We start from the raw sequence: 19,232 nt of genomic DNA on the forward strand, positions 1-19,232 counted from the left end.
AAGTTTAGAAAAGGAATTGATTAATTAGATTCCTCCTCCATTACTTGAAGATTCTCCTAGGTCTTTTTCACGTTCAATTTCCTCCATTTTCTTTAGGAGGGAATTAAGTTTTTTAGAACCATAATAATTATTTTTAGTTAAGTCTAATGGTACTATCTTTTCAATATTGTCCCCATAAATTGCCTGCCTATGTTCAAGTTGTTTAGGCCTGGTACGTTCTTCAATATCGGACACACGATTAGTTAAACCACGTAATAATTTGAGCATTTCGTTTTGAATATCTTTGGCATCCCTCTCAGGAGTAATTGAATCCTTGGATTTCAATTTTATTGCCGATTCAAAAATTCCATTTATTTCAGGAAAATTTAAACTAAAAACTCTCGAGAAAATTTCGCTGCTTAGTTTTTTCTCACCTGTCAAATCGTTAAGGTTTTTCATCAGCTTTTCTATCCCTTCTTTTGTACATGAAGTATGATTAAATGAAGATAGAGGGCCCGACACGTCACTTGACTCTAACCCTATTAATAAAATAAAAACCCTATTGTCAGAAAGGCCTTTGGCAAGAGCGCCAGCTTCAAATTGTATCCAAGGAGCATGTTGGTTTTCAGGTGTTAAACAAATAATGCCAGCACTACTTGATCCCAATTTATTATAAAGTTTATCCATCCAAATTGTGCCCCCTTCTATATCATTTGGCGAAAAGAAAGGTTCAATACTTTGAATAACACATTTTATCCATTGGTGGAGAGCTTTTGCAACTAATCCTGATCTTTCGCCAGACCAACTAATAAATAGATTCATGTTTTTAAAAATTTTACTGAAAATACTAAAAAACATTTTCACACCAAATCAAGTAAAGCGGAGCAAGGGGATTGATTTTGGGTGAAAAAGTAGATAAACCAGTATGTTTTCGAAATCCCGACAAGGTGAAAGCTTGAAAAAATGTAGTGAATCGGCGCGAAGCGTCGCCGGGTTGAGAAAACGCCGCTTCCAGCGCACGGGAAGTGCCTCTATTGATTTTGAATTATTAGAGATTTTAAAAAGTTTAGCTTTCGGAGAGATACTTGATACATTTTACTTAGGACATTGTACAAAAGCACTACTTACCACTTACTGTTTACCACTCACTATTCTCTGCGTCCTCTGTGGTGGATAATTTGGAATAGATTGCTTCTCCGCCTCAGCGGATCGCAATGACGTACCAATAACTAATAACTGAATAATCAAATAACTAATACCACTTACTGCTAACAGTTTACCACTCACAAAACCTGCGTCCCCCGCGATAATTATCGGGGTGTGGTGAAAAAACCTCTACTTCAATCCCCTTAGAAAAGGCAAGATATATCCCAATTGGTACTCGAAATATTTAGGGCGGCCATCGGCTAGGATATCTACTTCTGTGATGTTGACTGTTTGTAGGTTTTTGCCGAAGGTTCTTTCCATTCCCTGATTAATGGCTTCTGATTGATCACAGGCAAGGATGGTTTGATAGAGCTGTTCCATGCGGGTGGAGTCAGCAACAAGTTCTCTGAGATAGGCAAACTCTTCTTCTCTTCCAGGGATATCCAGTTCGAGATATTGATAGATATAACCAGATTCGATTACTCCTTTATTGGGATTGGGCCAGTTGTTTTTGGGATCTAAAAATCGCAATGTTGGGATTTCTAAGGTCTCGTTTGTTTTAGATAGGAATTCTGGTTTCCAAGGCAATCTGGAGAGGATGATTTTTTTCTGCTTTTCCTTGTCGAAATCCAGTCCCAACGAGGTCCATGTTTCTGCAAATTTCAATAGCTCGGGATCGTAGCAACTGGCAATCAAGATCGGATTTCCATCATAAATCAGTCCCAAAACTCTTTCTGGATAGTTTTCTGCAATCCATGTCATATCCTGAGCTGCAGCGATCCTGCCAAAGAACACAGCTTTTTCAATATTCAATTGATCCATCCAATGAATCAGGTCGCTTGCTTGAGTAGCTACATCATAGCCCCAGGAAGTATCCGTGCTTTTTCCATATCCCCTGCGAATAGGAGCCAATACATGAGCTTCCTCGCTGATCTTTTCCAAAAATGGCAAGACCGGCTCGAGGTAGGGGAGGTATTCCCCTTCGAAGTAGTTGTGGAAATCCTGAACCCAAATAAAGGTGATTCCTTCCCCTCTGAAGTCCATGTATTGCATTTTGATATCGCCCAAATCAGCGATTTTACTTTCGTAGGATTGAGTTTCTTGTCCGAAAAGAATGCTAGAAGCAGTAAAGAAAAAGGAAAGAATTAATACTCTTATAAAAGTCATTGGGTCTGGATTGAGATTAAATAATGACAATGATAAAGGGTAATCGAATCAAAAAATCTTATTTAAGATAGTGTAAAATGGTGTTTTTTGGAAATTTCAATTCAAGTGGAGGAGATTGCTTCTCCGCCTCGGCGGATCGCAATGACATGAGTATTCTTCAAGCGATCGAAACTAGAGGAGCGATGTAGTCTCATCAGAGAAATACGCTTCGCGAAATACAATGGAAATACACCTTCGGCGAAATAAAATGGAAATATGCCTCCGGCGAGATATTGGACTATCTGCGGTAGCTATCTATTTATTAAAACATCCCCCTCACCCCCTTCGAAGGGGGAATTGTTTTCGTTTAGCCTTCGGCGAGATACTTGGTACATTGTACTTAAGACATTGTACAAAAGCACTAGTTACCACTTACAGTTCACCTCTTACAAAACCCTCCGCGTCCTCTGTGGTGAAGAAGAAAATCAACAAACCAACTTATACCCAAAGCCTCGAACATTCAAAATCTGAATATTAGAGTCCAAATGAAGCTTTTTGCGGAGCTTGGTAATAAAAACATCCATGCTTCTGGCGTTGAAAAAATCATCCGAACCCCAAATCTGTGTTAGGATCAAAGTTCGGTCAGTGATCTCATTGGCATTTTCCACCAAGAGCTGAAGCAATTGAGCCTCTCGGGCGGTCAATGGGATTTCTTCCTGCTCGATTTTGAGTAGTTGCTTGGTTGGATGGAATTCATAATTCCCCACCTCAATCCAGTCACTTTGATTTTGTCGGATGCGAAGTCTATCCAGTTGGGCTTTGATGCGAACGATCAGCTCTTCCATGCTGAAAGGCTTGCGCACATAATCATTTGCACCCAATCCAAAGCCTTTGACTACATCTTCGGTTTGGCTTTTGGAAGTCAAGAAAATAATCGGAGTATAGGGATCAATCTTGCGGATTTCTGTGGCCAGGCTAAATCCATCTTTCTTGGGCATCATCACATCCAAAACCAGCACATCGGGTTTATTGCTTTGGTATGCCTCCCAAGCCTGCTGTCCATCTCCACAGAGTTTGACCTGAAAATCCCGGCTTTCCAGGCTTTCCTGAATGATCATCCCCAATGCGACTTCGTCTTCTGCGAGTAGTACTTTGATTTTGCTCATGGCCAATAAGTGGTAAAGATGGTGGAACCTTTGCTTACTTCCAGATCGATTTTTCCTCCGTGTTTTTCGAGGATTTTGCTTACGTAATAGAGTCCGATTCCAAAGCCTTTGACATCATGCAAATCCCCTTTTGGAATGCGATAAAACTGCTCAAAAACCCTGTTTTTCTGCTCTGGACTGATATTTCCTCCATTATCCCGAATGCGGATTTTGTGGAAACCGTTTTGATCCAGACAGATCCGGATTTCATCTCCGCCATATTTAATAGCATTGTCGATCAGGTTGGAAAGGACATTTTCAAAGTGAAAAGCATCCGCAACAATAGGCTCGCAGGTAGCAGGAAGGATCAGTTCTATCTTTTTCTCAGGTGCCAAAGTCTGGAATTTCGTGACCATCTGGCGCAAAAGTGGTTCCGGTTCGATCGCCTCCTTTTTCAAAACCAATTGATCTGAATCCAAGGTGGCCGTCTCCAGCATCTTTTCAACCATCTGATTGAGCTTTAGCATCTGGGATTTGGAGATGCCCAGGTAGCGCTTGGTTTTCTCTACATCATTCTCTGGATTAAACTGCTCGATTCCCTCGATGGCCGAAAGCGTGGTGGCAATTGGCGTCTTGAACTCATGGGTGATATTGGAAATCAAATCCTGTTTGATATCGGCGATTTCCTTTTGGTTTTTGATAGTTTGGTAGAGATAGTAAAATGCTCCAGCAATGGCTAAAAAGAAGAGCAAAGACGTGGAAATCTCCACCGCTCCTCGTTTTAGGATGGTTTTGGCAGTGTTTTCAAAATACAACTCCAGTGTCTGACCTTGTGGTAAAAAGGTAGATCTTGAAGTCACATGATAAGGAAGTTCTCGCAGTTGATCACTTGAAGCTTCCTGTTCTTCGCCTTTTGCGAGATGTACCAAACGGTAATTGATATCTATGTTTTGACGCTGAAGCTCTGCAAATAAAAGGGCGTTGATCTGATCAAATTCCAAAGAATCCCGAGTAATGGAAATAATGATTCTATTGGTCAAAAACTCCAGATTGCTAAGAGAATCTGCATTTTTTCGACCCATAAAGATCTTCAGGTTATTGCTGGTGTCCCGGGCAATATTATTTGCTGAGTCGATTAGGATCAGCGTGTGGGTTGAGTCTTGAGAAGTAGAATTCCAAGAAAAAGACCGGATGTTTCCTTCCTCCAGATCATCGAGGTTTTTAAGGATTTTACTATTTCCAACTCGACCGAAAAAATCATCCAAGTCCTCCAGATTTTCCAGAGAATCTGTGGAATACCTTTTCAAATGAGTAGTCACCCGTAAGGAGTCACCTTTTTTTCTACTAAAGAAACTATCATCGGTCAAGGTGACGATGTCTGTTTTCGCCAATTCCGCAAAATAGTTCTCCACAGCATTGTCCAGACTCAGCTGGATGTCATTGTTGACCTGATCCCGGATAATCTGAAATTGGGTATAGATACGCCAAGTCTGCACACCGATGGTGAACAGAAGGACGATGCCTATTAGAATACCTATTCGCTTGAATTGCAGCTTTTTCACGACACTAAATTAGGAGCTTATTCATGATTCAAATCCTAGGTTAACACTCGTTAACACTGCTTAACGCTAAGTGAATCCAAATTTTAATTGGTTTGTATCAAACAAAACCTGCCTTATGAAAGCTAAGATTCTTTTACTCGTCGGCGCAATTTGCCTATCATTTATTCAACTCTCTTTTGCTCAAGGATTGACCGGAAGAGCCTATTACAAAACCTCATCCAATATCAAAATAGCGATGGACTCTACCAAAATGGCTCCTGAGCAGATGGCGGAAATCCAGGCTCAGCTGAAAAAGCAAATGGAAAAGGAGTTTATTCTGGATTTCACCCAAACCGAATCTAATTGGAAGCAAGCGCCCAGTCTAGGTGGTGGCCCAGCAACCGCCAGCAGTGGTGGCATGCAGATCAAAATCATGGAAGGAGGACAGGATAGATTGCTGTATAAAAACGTGGAGTCTCAATCCTATCTCGAAGAGGAAGACTTAATGGGAAAGGAATTTCTGGTAAAGGATAGCCTAACAACCATGGATTGGGAATTGACTGGAAAGACCAAGCAAATCGGTAATTATGCCAGTCAAGAAGCCAAATACATGAGAATAATTGATGCTAAGCGCTTTTCTACCGGAATGGAAGAAATGGAAACGGTTAAAGATACCGTCAGTATTGTTGCTTGGTTTACACCACAGATCCCAGTAAGTCATGGTCCAAATCAGTATTGGGGATTGCCGGGATTAATCTTGGAAGTGCAGAATGAAGGTTCTACGATTATCTGTCAAAAAATTGTACTGAATCCATCGGATGAGCCTGTGGAAATAGAAATTCCTAAGAAAGGAAAAGAAATGAGCAGAGCCGAATTTATGGCGGTTCAGGAAGAGCAAATGCAGGATATGATGAAGCGCTATTCCGGCAAGCCGGGTGAAGGGAATCAGTTTACGATCAGAATTGGCAACTAGGGATTTGGAACTGGGAATGAATCGAATTACAAGTTTTGTAAACAGTAAGTAGTTCTTTTTGTACCAAGTCCAAGGTACTATGTACCAAGTTCTATTTCGCCGAAGGTATATCTCACGAAGTGTATCTCGGCGCAGCCTTATCTTAAAAAAGATAGCCCTTCGGGCAGATAAATCAAGATAGCTGACTCAGACAGTCCAATATTTCGCCGAAGGCATATCTCACGAAGTGTATCTCGGCGAAGCCATATCTCAAAAAGATAGCCATTCGGCCAGATATATTAAGATAGCCAAAGCAGATAGGCCTAGATTTCAACCTTTCCAATTTTATACTTCACCAACATGTCTTTTTTAAAACGAGCCGCTATTATACTCTACCTCACCTGGATGGTATTTCCAGCCTTTGGGCAAAGCAAGGCCTTGGTTGGACAGGTGCTGGATTCCCTCAATAATCCCGTTCCCTATGCCAATGTGGTAGCCATCAATCAGTCCACTCAAAAGATCGGAGGATTTGCCGTTTCCAATGCAGAAGGACGCTTTCGCATCAATCTGGCAACTGGTTCTTCCTATTTGTTGCGGGTTTCCTTTGTGGGTTTTCAGCAGTTTGAAAGAGAGATTTCCGACTGGAATCCAGATGAGCCAATTCAGGTGGTTTTGACAGTGGATGAAACAACTCTGGATCAGGTGGAGGTGGTAACGGAGTTGCCGATTACCATGAAAGGGGATACGCTGACTTACAAAACGGATGCTTTTACCTCGGGAAATGAACGGAAGCTGAAGGACGTGTTGGAGAAGCTTCCTGGCTTTGAGGTGGATGATAATGGTGAGGTGAAAGTTCAGGGTAAAAAGGTGGACAAGGTCATGGTGGATGGGAAGAATTTCTTTGATGGAGACACCAAATTGGCTACCAAAAATTTACCAGCCAATGCCGTGGATCGAGTTCAGGTGTTGAAAAACTTCAATGAGGTTTCTCCGATTAGGGGTTTGGATAATAATGAAAGTCTGGCTCTAAATATTGAATTGAAGGACGGGAAGAAAAATCTGGTTTTTGGAGATGTGACAGCAGGCGGAGGACCGAAAGAGCGCTATTTGGGACATGCAAATGCTTTTTATTATGCTCCCAAATTGAATCTGAATTTGATAGCCGATGCCAATAATGTGGGCGAATTGGCTTTTACTCTCCAGGATTATTTCCGCTTCAGTGGAGGATTGGCAGGCTTGGCTTCCCGTAATGGCTCCAGAGTTGAGCTCAGCGGAGATGATATGGGGATTCCTATGGCTCAAAGAAATAATGCCCGTGATCTGGAAACCAAATTGGGAGCTTTAAATGTGAATTTTACCCCGTCCAGAAAGTGGAGACATGCCGGCTTTTTCATCGCTTCTACATCAAATAATCTTTTGGGAAGCAATTCTCAGAGAACCTATTTGCGAAGCGATGAGAATAATCAGGAGACTTTGGAATCCGTAAACCGAGTTGAAAATGCTTCTGGATTGATGAAGTATTCCTTGACTTTTACACCTCGGGAAGAGACCTATGCTAAGTACAGTTTCTTTGGGAAAATAGCCGATATAGAAACCCGAACTGGTTTGAATTCGGACTTTGGATCTTTCAATCAGCAAATCGCTACCCGCCAGACTAGGAGGCCTTATTCATTCCAGCAAAAGGGGGAATGGTACCATGCGCCGAATGAAAAGCAGGTTTTTTCCATGGAAGTGAATTGGGAAAATAAATTCCAAGATCCATTGTATGATTTGACTACCAATCAGCGGCCTTTTATGGGAATGTTGGCTGTAGAGGATGCGGAGACTTATCGTTTTCTTCAAAATCAGGAGATCCGAAGCAATCTATTCGAGGGAGCTTTCAACTACTATCATATCCTCAATGCTACCAATCATTTGAACTGGACTTTGGGCTTCAGTTCCACCAACCAGCAATTATTGGGTAGAGTGGATTTGGTAGAGGAAAGCCAATCTATCGGCTTGGATGAGTTTACCAACGATGCTGATTTTGGGATAAAGGATACCTACTTGGGAATGACTTACAAGACCAAGTGGAATACGGTGATTTTCAGTCCGTCCTTGAACTTGCATCGATATGCCTGGAAAGATATGCAGGATGATATTTCCAGAGAACAGGATAAAATCTTGCTTTTGCCTTCGCTTTATGCCAAATGGGCCATCAAAACCAACCGGGATTTGACTTATCGATTTAACCAGACGGCAAGTTTTATGGATGTGCAAAAGTTGGCGACAGGCTGGGTGATTCAGGATTACAATTCCATTTTTACTGGAAATAGAATGCTGGACAATGGCCTTTTCTCCAATCATTCCTTGGGCTACAATCACTTTGATTTCTTCTCAGCTTTTAATCTTTTCGGAAATGTCAATTGGGTGAGGAAAAAGGAGGATTTGGTCACTGTGACGGATTTTGCTGGTGTCAATCGATTGTTGACTATTCAGAATATCGATCCGATCAATGAAACCCTGAATGGGGATCTGACTTTTGACAAGCGATTCAACACGTTCAAGCTTCAAGCAGGAGGCCGGTGGAATTCCTATAAAACGCATACCCTTTTGGATGAAGAGGCAAATCAAAATCAGTCCTTTTCGCAGAGCTATAATTTCAAGTTTACCACAACGGTTTTCAAGATTCTGGAGATTGATCTGGGATATACTTTCGATGCCAATAACTATCAGGGAAGAATGGTGGAAAATACCTTCGTAACTCATAGTCCCAAGCTGGAAATCGATCTAGATATCATCAAAGGCTTGAAACTGAATGCAGATTATACCTACAATGCCTACTTGAACAAAGGGGCAAATACCCAAAGTGATTTTGAGTTTTTGAATGCCTTTTTGAGTTACCAGGGTAAGTCAAGTCCTTGGGAGTTTAGGGCGTCGGTTTGGAATATTTTGGATACACAGGCCATCCGAAGAGATAGCTTTTCGGATAACTTGATCAGTACCTATTCCTACTGGGTTCAGCCGAGATATGGCTTGCTGACAGTCAAATATGATCTTTGATTCGGCTTATTTCTTAGGCGAATAAATCTTGGATTCAAAAGCATCTTTTTTCACAGATTCTGGAGAATAGGGAACCGTCACATATTCATCTTTGGCCCAGATTGGGAATAGGTTTTTATAAAATGGACTTTCGGGATTTCCGGATTGACCTGGGGTGTTGATTCCTTGGGTTTTTTCCCAATCCTTAGTGTCCACCAGAATCCTGAAAGAGGCTCCTGAGGTATTGTTGTCGCCATAGGCATTGGCACCCGGAGTAAAGCTATAGCCACCTCGGGGTAGCGGGCCAGCATTGAGTTTGGCTTGCCATTCTTCATTGACAACAGATCCCAAAGGATGCTTGATCAAGGCATGTTTGTAATCCTCTTGACCATATTGCCATTTGGATGGATCTGGGCCTAATTTCTTTGTCAGCTCCTGGATCGCCTCTTCAAAAGAAGTTTGAAGCCATTGATCTCGTGAAGCTTCTGGAGACTGTGAAAAAAGGTCGGATGGATTTTGGGCCCAAAGAATCACTCTAGTCATGGGGATTGCACCAACTAAGTCCCATAAGTCTTCGGGGGTAGAGATTTTTAGTGCATTTTCTCGTAAAGTCCTTTCCCACATCACGTAAACACCAGCCTCTATAGATTCTGGGTTCAATATAAAATCCCAAGAAAGTAGGCTTTGTCGAAGTGAGTCAGTCAAATCATCTTCAAAAGCAATGTTTTCTAAAAAGTGGGTCAGTTTTCTAGCAGGAATAGCGAGGTAATCATTTTGCAAAGCACCCATTTCTTCCAAGGTGAATTTTCGATCCTGAGAAAGAACTTCCTTGATTCTTTCTCCGCGGAAATCATCTGCCCATTCAAATCCCAAGGCCTGAGGAAAAGCATAATCTGCTGGTGTTACATTTTGATTTGCTGTGGAAATAAAACCTGATTCTGGATTGTATAAATGAGGCCTGTCCTCAATCGGCAGATAGCCTTCCCATTCGTAATTCCCGTTTCCCATAGTGGCCACAAGCCCTGAAAAACCATTTCGGATTGGTGCGATTCCAGTGGCTTGCCAACCAATATTGCCATCTCGATCTGCCCAAACCATGTTTTCCGCAGGAATGAAATTATAGGTACAAGCATCCCGAAACTCTTCCCAGCTTTGGGATTGATCCATTTTGAGACTTGCTAGATAGGGAGCTGATCCCGGTTCCAACCAGGCACATTGGACAGCCACGGCCTTGTTGAGCTCCTCATCAATAAATGTGACGGGACCATGAACTGTGTAGTAATAGGTAGCGATTTCTGGTTCTTGCCCTTTCACTTGGATAGTGTCTTGGATGGAGCTCATTTCCAGCCATTCTCCCTTGAATTGGTATTGGTGGGGGTTGTCTGGATTGATGTCATAAATCCTCATGTCCTCATTGTCGGTTGAGAAAATGGTCAAGCCCCAAGCTCCAAATTCATTGTGACCAATAGAAACGCCGGGGATAACAGGTTCCCCACCTCCGACCACATTCCAGCCGGGGGCATTCAAATGAACCCAATAACGAAGGGAAGGAGCCGCCTGAAGGCGGTGTGGATCATTGGCCATAAAAGGTGATCCACTTTCTGTTTTCTTTCCACTCAAGACCCAATTGTTGGAGCCTTGCGCAAAAGCATCAGCTTCCAAAGTAGTTTCGATCTCCTGCTTCAAATGGGCGAGTGCCAAGTCGGTATTTTCTTTTTCTCCACGATATTCTGGCAATAAATCTTCCGGTTCGAAAACCACACCTGTACGGAAAGCATAGTAGGGTTTTAAAATATCCTTGAAAAGTAAAGCTTCGGGAATCCCAGGATCCAAATCCAGAATAGGCTCGTTGGGATGAAAATAAAACAGATTTTTGGTTGCTTCTGCACCGATTTTGCTGACTATTTGGCTATAATCCAGTTCGTCTTTTACGTTTTCCAAAAGTCCTTGATGACGGGAAATCACCACTTCCCAAGTCCAAGGCTGGGGCTGGATTCCCAGCATTTGAAATTCAATAGGGAGGGAAGAGATATCTGAATTGGCCTCTTCGATATAGGCATTGATTCCTGCAACAAAAGCATCCACAATCTCTACACCTCGCGGGTGATAGTGTCTTAGCTCGGCTTCTTTATCTCCACGAAACTTAAAAAGTCTCACACCCTTATCCCGTTCCAATTCCCTTTCTCCCAAGATTTCAGCCAGAGTTCCGGTTGCTTGTCTTCTCCATATTTCAAACTGGAAAAGACGGTCTTTTGCAGCCAAATATCCTTGCATAAAGAATAGGTCCTGTTCATTTTGAGCGAAAATATGGTTGATGCCATTATTGTCTCTAATCACTTCGACCTCATCGGTGAGTTGATCAAAGTTAATTGAGTCTTTCTTAGAGCATGACTGAAAAAAGAAAGTGATGAAAAGGAGGATAGAAAGAGTAGATGTGAGTTTCATGTGAAGATTGGGTGGTTATTGTAATATTTTAATTTTAAGGCAATTAGGCAATACCGCTTGCATAATTGGAAAGAGGCTAAACGGTTTTGATGACTTACTCAGAAATCCTTAAAGAAAAATTTAGATCGTGTGATTTTCTAATTTTGGATGTGGAAAAATTAGCCATGAAAAATTGTATAATTCGAAGAAATTTTCTTAAATTTTCTAAGCCTCTTGGTACAATAAGAGGTTTGATTATTCTATTTCAGTTTAATTTTTTGAAAAGAAGTGGATCTTTGATTAGCGTTTATTACCCCTTACACTTCCTTGTTTTTTAGGCTATTATTTACCGTGCTGAGACAGATTAGGTAGCCTTCAGCGAGATTGACCAACGATTTTAGTGCCTCAATAGATGATTCTATTTGTTATCACCAAAACTATGCGCTATGAAAACTCTTTTCAAAATTTTCGCCTGGATCGCAGGAAGTATTGTAGTTCTTACTGTTGTATTTGTTCTCTTCGTCTATATGACTTGGGAGAAGAAATTTGAAGCTGATTATCCGAATATAAAATCCACATCTGACTCAGCAGTCGTGGCAAGAGGAAAATATTTGGCCTTTGGGCCCGCCCATTGCAATACCTGCCATATCGCCCCGGATCAATTTGAAAATATGGAAGCGGGAATGGATGTGTTATTGACAGGCGGGACAGAAATGCATATTGGTCCCGGTATTTTTAGACCCAGAAACCTGACGCCGGATATGGAAACGGGAATAGGGAAGTTGACTGATGGAGAAATTGCCAGGGTAATGAGGCATTCGATTGGGGCTGATGGGAGGATTATATTTCCTTTTATGCCATTTCAAAATATGAGTGATGAAGATATGACAGCTTTGATTTCATTCTTGAGGTCACAAAAGCCTGTCAAAAATGAAATTAAATCCACTGAATATTCCTTTTTGGGTAAAATGGTCATCGCCTTGGGGATGCTTAAACCTGAAAGTGCAACAGGAACGCCTCCTGCTCGTGTGGAGATAGGTCCTACTGTTGAGTATGGAAAGTATTTAGCCAATTCGGTTGCCAATTGTGTGGGGTGTCACTCACCTAGAAGTTTGACAAGCGGGGAGTTTACAGGTCCTAAATTCTCTGGCGGATTGGCAATGGATGAGGGGACAGGCTATGTGTATGTCACTCCGAATCTGACCCCGGATCCAGAAACTGGGAGAATCGCCAATTGGACGGAGGAAGCCTTTATAGAAAGAATCAAAAATGGAAGATTGGTGGAAGGATCACCGATGCCTTGGGCGAACTTTTCATGGATGGATGATGATGATTTAAGAGCCATTTATAGGTATTTGCACTCTTTGGATCCAGTTTCTAATAAGGTTGAAAAGACTGTTTATACCGTAGAGGAATATTATGAAAAGTAGGGTTTAACCTGTTTTGTAGCTCATTGGCGAAAGGTTTTAGTATTTTTTGCAAGTCTAATTTAGATAATGAATTGGACTTGCGTTTTTTCATAAATCTATTTTTTGAGATTGGAAAATTGAGTGAGGAAATAACAGCTGAAGAGTTGAACTTTAAGTATCATCAAACCCAAAATCTCATGAAAAGCCTCCTCCAATACTCTGCTCTTTTTATGTTCGTTTCAGCTTTGCTGCAGGCTTGCTCCCCTGTGATGTATTCTAATGTTGGACAGAATGTTCCTCTCTTGAAAGAGAAAGGTGATGTATTCCTACAAGGAGGCATTTCTGGATCAGATGGAGAAGAATCTGCTAGTGGCGGAGGGTTTCAATTTGCCTATGCTATAAGCGATCATTGGCAGATTAATTCAAGTTTTTATGCATTGGGAAATCAGGAGATTTCTGACCCGGATGATTGGCGAGGAACCGGTAATTATTTTGAAATCGGTGGAGGCTTTTATAGTACCAGTGAAAATAAAAAATGGGTGTATGAAATAACTGGAGGCTTAGGGTTTTCCAGTATAAAAAACAAGCTGGGAGGTGTGAGTCGAGATCATATTGATGTCGGGCATTTCAAACCTTATTTACAACCAGCCGTTGGTGTTTCCTTGAAGAATTTTGAGTTCGCATTCTCTCCTAGAATAGCTTACAACACTTTTACCAAAAAGGAGTATGAAATCTTTGATCCTAGTCTTTCAAGTGAAGTTCAAACTTTTTTCGATCAACAAGGTGATTTCCTGATTTTAGAACCCGGGTTTACTTTGAGAGGGGGAATTAAAAATGTCAAAGTGCAAATACAATTGGTTTTATCCTCCTTCAGTGAAGATAAAAGGTTTGTAAATGATACTTTTTCGTCATTTGGATTGGCATTTTCTATACCAAGTAATAAAGTTAACTGATTTCGCCATCCTCTTTTGGTCGATTGGGAAGACCGTCATGAAACTTCATAGAAGCATGGGTTCCATCACAAAAAGGTTTATTTCCCGATTGACCACATCGGCACAATGCCTGTCGATTTCTGACTTCGTAAAACTCTCCATTGCTGCTTTTGACTGGAATTCCACCTCTCAGGACAATTGGGCCACTACATCTTATGATGAGATCTTCAATTAGGCTAATGGATGGGGCTTCCACTGATTCGATAGGTTGTTGAGTTTCATTATCCCAGACAATCAATCGACCTCCTGGGCAATGATGAGCCATTTCTAGTGTTAGCTTTTTATTTTCCTCCCCTTCTAGCTGAACCTGATTCCAAATCCGTTGGCCTGCATCGCAAAATCTTGCATAAGCACAGAATTTTTCATCGTCACTCAAAGTTCTTTCCGGACCTTCGATAAACTCCGCTGTTTTTAATTCAGGTTGAAAAGTGGCCGTTTCTGTTAGATCAATTTCCTCAGGGTCAATTGTTTTATGCGAAGCATCGCAGAAAGGCTTGTTTTTGGATAGACCGCATCGGCAAAGAGATACGATATTCTTGACTTCATAAGTTTCACCTTCCTGATAGGCTACTGAAGTCCCTTTTTCATCCGGCATTATAAACTGCTGAACAACGGGAGTTCCTCCATATACCTTGATGGGGCCATTGAGAATGATCTCTGCGTAGATTCCTTCTTTTGCTTGTTTGGTTCCTGTTTGAATGCGAAGATTTTGAGACTCCATAGTATTTGAAAAATTAAAATCAGAATGAAAATTGATTGAACTATAATTTACTTAAAAAATGAATGAGATCAATTTCAAATTACCATGGGGAGGAAATAGGTAAATAATACAAATGTTTTCTGCAATTAGAGTTGGAGATCAACAGGTAATACTTTCCCATTTTGGAGATACTTCTCGAAAATGAAAAAGCAGTTTGAGTGGGAACCCAAACCGCTTTTTGTAGAATATTTCATAAGTATTCAGGTTCTCATCACAGCTCCTCCATCTACACATATGGTTTGGCCAGTAATCCATTCAGAAATGTCCGAAAGGAGAAAAGCCACCATCGCGCCCATATCTTCGGGCTTACCAACTCTAGGAGCGGGCATCATTTGCAAGACCATATCTACCAAATGACCGGAGTTTTTTAAACCGGTTTCTGTCAAAACCAAACCTGGAGAAACAGCATTACATCGAACGCCCTGTTTGCCAAATCTGCTAGCAATATTTCTTGTTAATGCTCCAATTCCTGCTTTTGTAACTGAATAAGTTAATTTGTCAGGCATTCCTGCATACACAGCATCTGATATGGTATTGACAATAGATCCCCCTCCTGCATCTAATATGTGTGGTAGTGCATACTTAGAAGTCAATAAATAGCCAGTTAAATTGATGTCGATATTTTTTTGCCAATCATCCAAGTCTATGTCCATCGGGTTGGTGTCTTTTGCTACTTCCTCTGGATTTATGTTTGCTGCGACATTGAATAAACCATTTATTTTTCCGTAGGTAGAAATACCCAAAGAAATCAATTTTTTCACCTGTTCTTCATTCGAAATATCCAGACTAGTTGCGATCCCGTCTCCTCCAGATTTTTTAATGACCTCAATACACCTCTGAGCATTTGATAAAACAATATCTCCGACTACGATTTTGGCACCTCCTGCACCTAGAAATTGTGCAACGCCATCTGCAATTCCTCCGGCTCCGGCGAACACAAAAACTTTGTTTTTTAATCCTTCCATAATTGTTAATTTTAATTTTAGTCAAATTAAACTCATAATTGTGAAGAAATTTAGACGCCTCCGTCTAATGGAAGTTCTTGGTTAGTAGACCTTCGATACTAAATTTTTTAACCCTTTAAAATATTCCTGAAGCCATTCTTTATTGATGGTTTCATCAGTTATTTGAAGAAAAAAATTTTCTAATGAAATTTTTAAAACCAATTCGTTTAAAGGTAAATTCTCTTCTATGCTGAGCAATTTATTCCATAAAGGAATGATTGCAGAAATGGTCATTTCATTTACAGTTTGAAAGCAATTTTTAAACTCACTGTTTTCTCTATTTATTCGCAATTGCCTATTGAATAAAAGGTCTATTTTATGTTCTACCAAAACTTCAATTAAATCGTCAAGACCAGTGCATTTTGCTTCCTTTCCGGTTACGATTTTTGACTGCTCGATATGATATGATAACAATTGACTTGTGAATATTTCAAGATCAGCGAATAGGTGATAGAAAGAAGATTTGTTTTTTCCTACTTCTTTAGAAATCCGTTCGATTTTAATCCCATTGGGACCATCCATTGCAAAGGCCTTATACCCAATTTCAATCCAAATTTTTTCTATTTCCTTCATCTGAATTTTAACCTAAAAGCCCATGAGCCACTTTCCCATGTCCATCTGGAGTGGTGTAAAATGGTCTTTGCTCAAATTAGCAATCTATGAATCTAAATCAAAAATAGGGTCGATCGGATCCAAACATAGTGGCTCTATGGAGGACTCAAGTATAGGAATCTCAGCCAATTAAATAAGGGTGGATTTACCATGATATTTTAGATTGAAGCATGGTTTTAGGAAGTTACAAATATCTGATTTAAGGGGGGATTGAAACCTAAGCATAAGAAAAACAAAAGGCATAAAGAATCCATTATGCCTTTTGTCCTATAAGACTATTGATTATTTGATCTTTATTTTTTTTCCGGTATAGAGAAGATTGTTATTTGCTGACAAGGAATTGCTTATAATTCCTTTAGTTGAGTTTTCCATCAAATAATCTGTTACTTCTTGAGGTGTTGCTTCTGGGTTTTTACTTAAATATAGAACGGCCGCTCCTGCTACATGGGGGGCTGCCATGCTAGTGCCTTGAAAATCAATATATTCATCTGGACCATTTACAGAAGCGGATGTGATTTCTACACCCGGAGCAAAAATATCAATACAATCTCCAAAGTTCGAAAAGAATGCTCTACTATCCGTCATGGTTGAGGCTCCAACAGATATGGCTTCTGGAACAGATGCAAGTGCTTGAAAACAGGCGTTATCATTCCAATTTCCGGCAGCCACAACTACCACTATACCATTGTTAAATGCTGCTTTTACCGCATTGGATACCGCGCTACCAAAGGAGGTGCCTTGAATAGACATATTGATTACAGAAGGTCCGGTTTTATTTGCAGATGCCCAGTCAATTCCTCCAATGATGTTTGACCAACTACCTCTATTATCGTCTCCTAATACTTTCACCGAAACTAGTTTTACTTTTTTGGCCATACCATAAATTTTTCCTCCTACGGTACCGGCAACATGGGTCCCGTGTCCATAAACATCTGAGGCATTACCTCCATAAAAATCAAAACCGGGTACGGCTCTTCCTTCAAATTCTTCATGATCATAGCGAATTCCTGAGTCTAAAATAAAGGCTGTAATATCAGATCCGGGTGAGTTATAGGTGTATTCTTGATCTAGAGGGAGTTCAGTTTGATTAATTCTGTCCAGTCCCCAAGTTGCATTAGTCTGTACGACATCAGATCCATATGCATATCCATCTGGTTCAATAAAGGCTACTGTTGGGTCTTCGGCCATAATTCTTGCTTGCTCTGATGTCATTTCTACTGAAAAGCCTGAAATGACATTTCCATAAACTTTATCCACTTTATTAGAAGGAATGCCATGTCTCGCGGCAAGATCATTTGAAATTATTCTCATACCTGCCTGGACAGCCTCATACTTGTCTGTTTTTCTAAAATGAAGGGTCTCATCCTTCAGAACAACAATGTATTTATCTGGGATAAATGTAGGCTCATTTATTATTGAAATAAGATCCTCTTGCGGAAGAGTTTCTTGCTCAATTTGTAAATCACAGGATGCTAATGCAAAAACTAAAATAATTGCATGCCAATTTTTTGAAGTGTTTGATGTTTTCATGCTTACTGTTTGAATTAAAAATGATTAAATAAAAAAAACAGGCTTTAAAATGCTAAGCCTTTAAACTTGAATTATTATTAATAATGCGAAAAAATTGTGATTATTAGTAATAAAAATTGTATTATTTATATTGTTCATAGAAAAATTTAGGTAAGTAGACCTGTCTCAACTTTCCCATGTCCATCCGGAGTAGTATAGAATGGTCTTTGCTCAATCTCGTAATTTAGATCTGAGGCTATTCCCAAAGCATGGTAGATTGTCTGGTGGATACCATCGATTTTAATCGGGTTTTCAATGGTTTTGCAAGGGCGCTCATCTGCTGTTTTTCCAAACACATGGCCTCGCTTGATTCCTCCTCCAAACATTAACATGGAGCATCCATCTGTGAAATGCCTGTGCATTCCAAAGTTTTTCAAATCCTCTACGATGTCCGGAACTTGTACCTGATCTTTTACTTTCAAGTCAGGTCGCCCTTCAGTGAGCATGTCGCGGCTAAACTCACTAGCGACTAGGACTATGGTTCTATCCAGTTTTCCACTTTCATCCAAATCCTTGATCAATTGAGCGATCGGAGCATCGATTAGTTTTTTCATGTCCTTGAGGCGGGTGTGTCCATTGTCATGCGTGTCCCAACCCATAAATGGTTCGTACTCTGTGGTTACCGTGATATATCTGGCGCCCTGGTTGACCAGTCTTTTCGCTAAAAGGCATCCCAAACCAAATTTTCCAGTATTGTATTTGTCATAACTTTCCTTGGGCTCCTGGCTCAAATCAAATGCTTTTGCCTCGGGAGAATTGAGAAGTATATAAGCCTGTTCCATGGATCTCTTGAGGGATTCCTTCTGGTAGTCAGAACCAAATTCTCCCATCGGACCAGCGGCTATCAAATCCTTGTACAATTGGTTTCGAGACTCAAAACGCTTAGTATCCATCCCCACTGGAGGACGGACAGAATCCAAACCAGAAGTAGGATCCGGGATCATAAATGGTCCGTATTCCGAACCCAAAAAACCGGCAGTGTGAAATGCTTTGAGCTCTTCGCCTTCTCCTACAGTAAAGCGCTGGCCGATATTGATAAAAGGAGGGATCACTGGGTTTAAAGCTCCTTTTTCTTTGGCTATCCAGCTTCCCAAATGTGGAACAACCACCGATTGTGGGGGTTCATAGCAAGTGTGGAAATGATATTGATGTCGCGTATGGAGAATATGTCCCAAATCAGCAGCTTGATAGGATCTGATCAAGGTCCCTTTGTCCATGACAGAAGCAATATTTTCCAATCCTTCTGAAAACTGAATTCCATCTAATTTTGTAGGGATTGACGGAAAGGTGCTGAGGATCTCCTTGGCTTCCATCCCTTTTCGGAATGGGGTATGTCTTTTAGGGTCAAAAGTCTCTGTATGAGCCATGCCTCCAGCCATGAAAAGTAAAATCACGGAATCGGCAGTGGTTTTCATTTTGCTTTCACAGGAAGAAAGTAGACCCGCCAAAGGTGCTCCCATCCCCATGGTAGCCATCGCTGCGGCGCTTGTCTTTTTGATAAAATCCCGTCTGCTTTTGAGGTAATTCATAGC

At 40.8% G+C, this 19,232-nt stretch carries 15 protein-coding genes; 5 read left to right on the top strand and 10 right to left on the bottom strand.

The annotated features are described in order from the left end of the window. Window positions 1-24 precede the first annotated feature (24 nt). The 4 genes from BUF13_RS18615 to BUF13_RS18630 form a co-directional block, all read right to left on the bottom strand. Entirely contained in the window at window positions 25-801 is a 777-nt protein-coding gene (locus tag BUF13_RS18615; RefSeq protein ID WP_166669856.1) for a toll/interleukin-1 receptor domain-containing protein, read from the bottom strand. A gap of 513 nt (window positions 802-1,314) precedes the next feature. Next, window positions 1,315-2,292, bottom strand: a complete 978-nt coding sequence (locus BUF13_RS18620) for a hypothetical protein (RefSeq protein ID WP_073573330.1) — start codon at window positions 2,290-2,292, stop codon at window positions 1,315-1,317. Window positions 2,293-2,756: 464 nt separating this feature from the next. Then, window positions 2,757-3,437, bottom strand: coding sequence for a response regulator transcription factor (locus BUF13_RS18625; RefSeq protein WP_073573331.1), 681 nt, complete (start codon window positions 3,435-3,437; stop codon window positions 2,757-2,759). After that, on the bottom strand, window positions 3,434-4,978 hold the full coding sequence (locus BUF13_RS18630; RefSeq protein ID WP_073573332.1) for a sensor histidine kinase: 1,545 nt from the start codon (window positions 4,976-4,978) through the stop codon (window positions 3,434-3,436). The genes BUF13_RS18625 and BUF13_RS18630 overlap by 4 nt, the downstream gene beginning before the upstream one ends. Window positions 4,979-5,093: 115 nt before the next feature. Between BUF13_RS18630 and BUF13_RS18635 the strand changes: the two genes are divergently transcribed. Next, entirely contained in the window at window positions 5,094-5,930 is an 837-nt protein-coding gene (locus BUF13_RS18635; RefSeq protein ID WP_073573333.1) for a GLPGLI family protein, read from the top strand. Window positions 5,931-6,269: 339 nt separating this feature from the next. Continuing rightward, entirely contained in the window at window positions 6,270-8,951 is a 2,682-nt protein-coding gene (locus BUF13_RS18640) for a TonB-dependent receptor (protein WP_083586522.1), read from the top strand. Between the two features lie 6 nt (window positions 8,952-8,957). On the opposite strand, the gene BUF13_RS18645 is transcribed toward BUF13_RS18640, so the two are convergent. Continuing rightward, the gene (locus BUF13_RS18645; RefSeq protein ID WP_073573335.1) at window positions 8,958-11,375 is read right to left on the bottom strand and encodes a penicillin acylase family protein; all 2,418 of its coding nucleotides are present in this window, start codon (window positions 11,373-11,375) and stop codon (window positions 8,958-8,960) included. A 425-nt stretch (window positions 11,376-11,800) separates the two neighbouring features. Here BUF13_RS18645 and BUF13_RS18655 point away from each other — a divergent pair, with 425 nt between their 5' ends. Both BUF13_RS18655 and BUF13_RS18660 read left to right on the top strand, forming a co-directional pair. Beyond that, window positions 11,801-12,784 (top strand): c-type cytochrome, encoded by a 984-nt coding sequence (locus BUF13_RS18655; protein WP_073573337.1) that lies wholly within the window; start codon window positions 11,801-11,803, stop codon window positions 12,782-12,784. 176 nt (window positions 12,785-12,960) lie between these two features. Beyond that, window positions 12,961-13,716, top strand: a complete 756-nt coding sequence (locus BUF13_RS18660; protein ID WP_134204577.1) for a hypothetical protein — start codon at window positions 12,961-12,963, stop codon at window positions 13,714-13,716. Here BUF13_RS18660 and BUF13_RS18665 read toward each other — a convergent pair. From BUF13_RS18665 to BUF13_RS18675, 3 genes are all read right to left on the bottom strand, one after another. Then, entirely contained in the window at window positions 13,709-14,476 is a 768-nt protein-coding gene (locus BUF13_RS18665) for a CDGSH iron-sulfur domain-containing protein (protein ID WP_073573339.1), read from the bottom strand. The genes BUF13_RS18660 and BUF13_RS18665 overlap by 8 nt on opposite strands. Before the next feature lie 239 nt (window positions 14,477-14,715). Further along, on the bottom strand, window positions 14,716-15,480 hold the full coding sequence (locus BUF13_RS18670) for an SDR family NAD(P)-dependent oxidoreductase (RefSeq protein WP_073573340.1): 765 nt from the start codon (window positions 15,478-15,480) through the stop codon (window positions 14,716-14,718). 81 nt (window positions 15,481-15,561) lie between these two features. After that, window positions 15,562-16,092 (bottom strand): TetR/AcrR family transcriptional regulator, encoded by a 531-nt coding sequence (locus BUF13_RS18675; protein ID WP_073573341.1) that lies wholly within the window; start codon window positions 16,090-16,092, stop codon window positions 15,562-15,564. Between the two features lie 22 nt (window positions 16,093-16,114). Here BUF13_RS18675 and BUF13_RS20705 point away from each other — a divergent pair, with 22 nt between their 5' ends. Next, window positions 16,115-16,264, top strand: a complete 150-nt coding sequence (locus BUF13_RS20705) for a hypothetical protein (RefSeq protein WP_166669855.1) — start codon at window positions 16,115-16,117, stop codon at window positions 16,262-16,264. 149 nt (window positions 16,265-16,413) lie between these two features. On the opposite strand, the gene BUF13_RS18680 is transcribed toward BUF13_RS20705, so the two are convergent. Both BUF13_RS18680 and BUF13_RS18685 read right to left on the bottom strand, forming a co-directional pair. Further along, complete coding sequence (locus tag BUF13_RS18680; RefSeq protein ID WP_073573342.1) at window positions 16,414-17,661, bottom strand: S8 family peptidase; 1,248 nt, start codon at window positions 17,659-17,661, stop codon at window positions 16,414-16,416. Between the two features lie 146 nt (window positions 17,662-17,807). Further along, window positions 17,808-19,229 (bottom strand): DUF1501 domain-containing protein, encoded by a 1,422-nt coding sequence (locus BUF13_RS18685; RefSeq protein WP_073573343.1) that lies wholly within the window; start codon window positions 19,227-19,229, stop codon window positions 17,808-17,810. Between the last annotated feature and the right edge of the window lie 3 nt (window positions 19,230-19,232).

Origin of the sequence: Algoriphagus zhangzhouensis, assembly GCF_900148515.1 — a bacterium.
In the GTDB taxonomy this organism is placed as follows: domain Bacteria; phylum Bacteroidota; class Bacteroidia; order Cytophagales; family Cyclobacteriaceae; genus Algoriphagus; species Algoriphagus zhangzhouensis.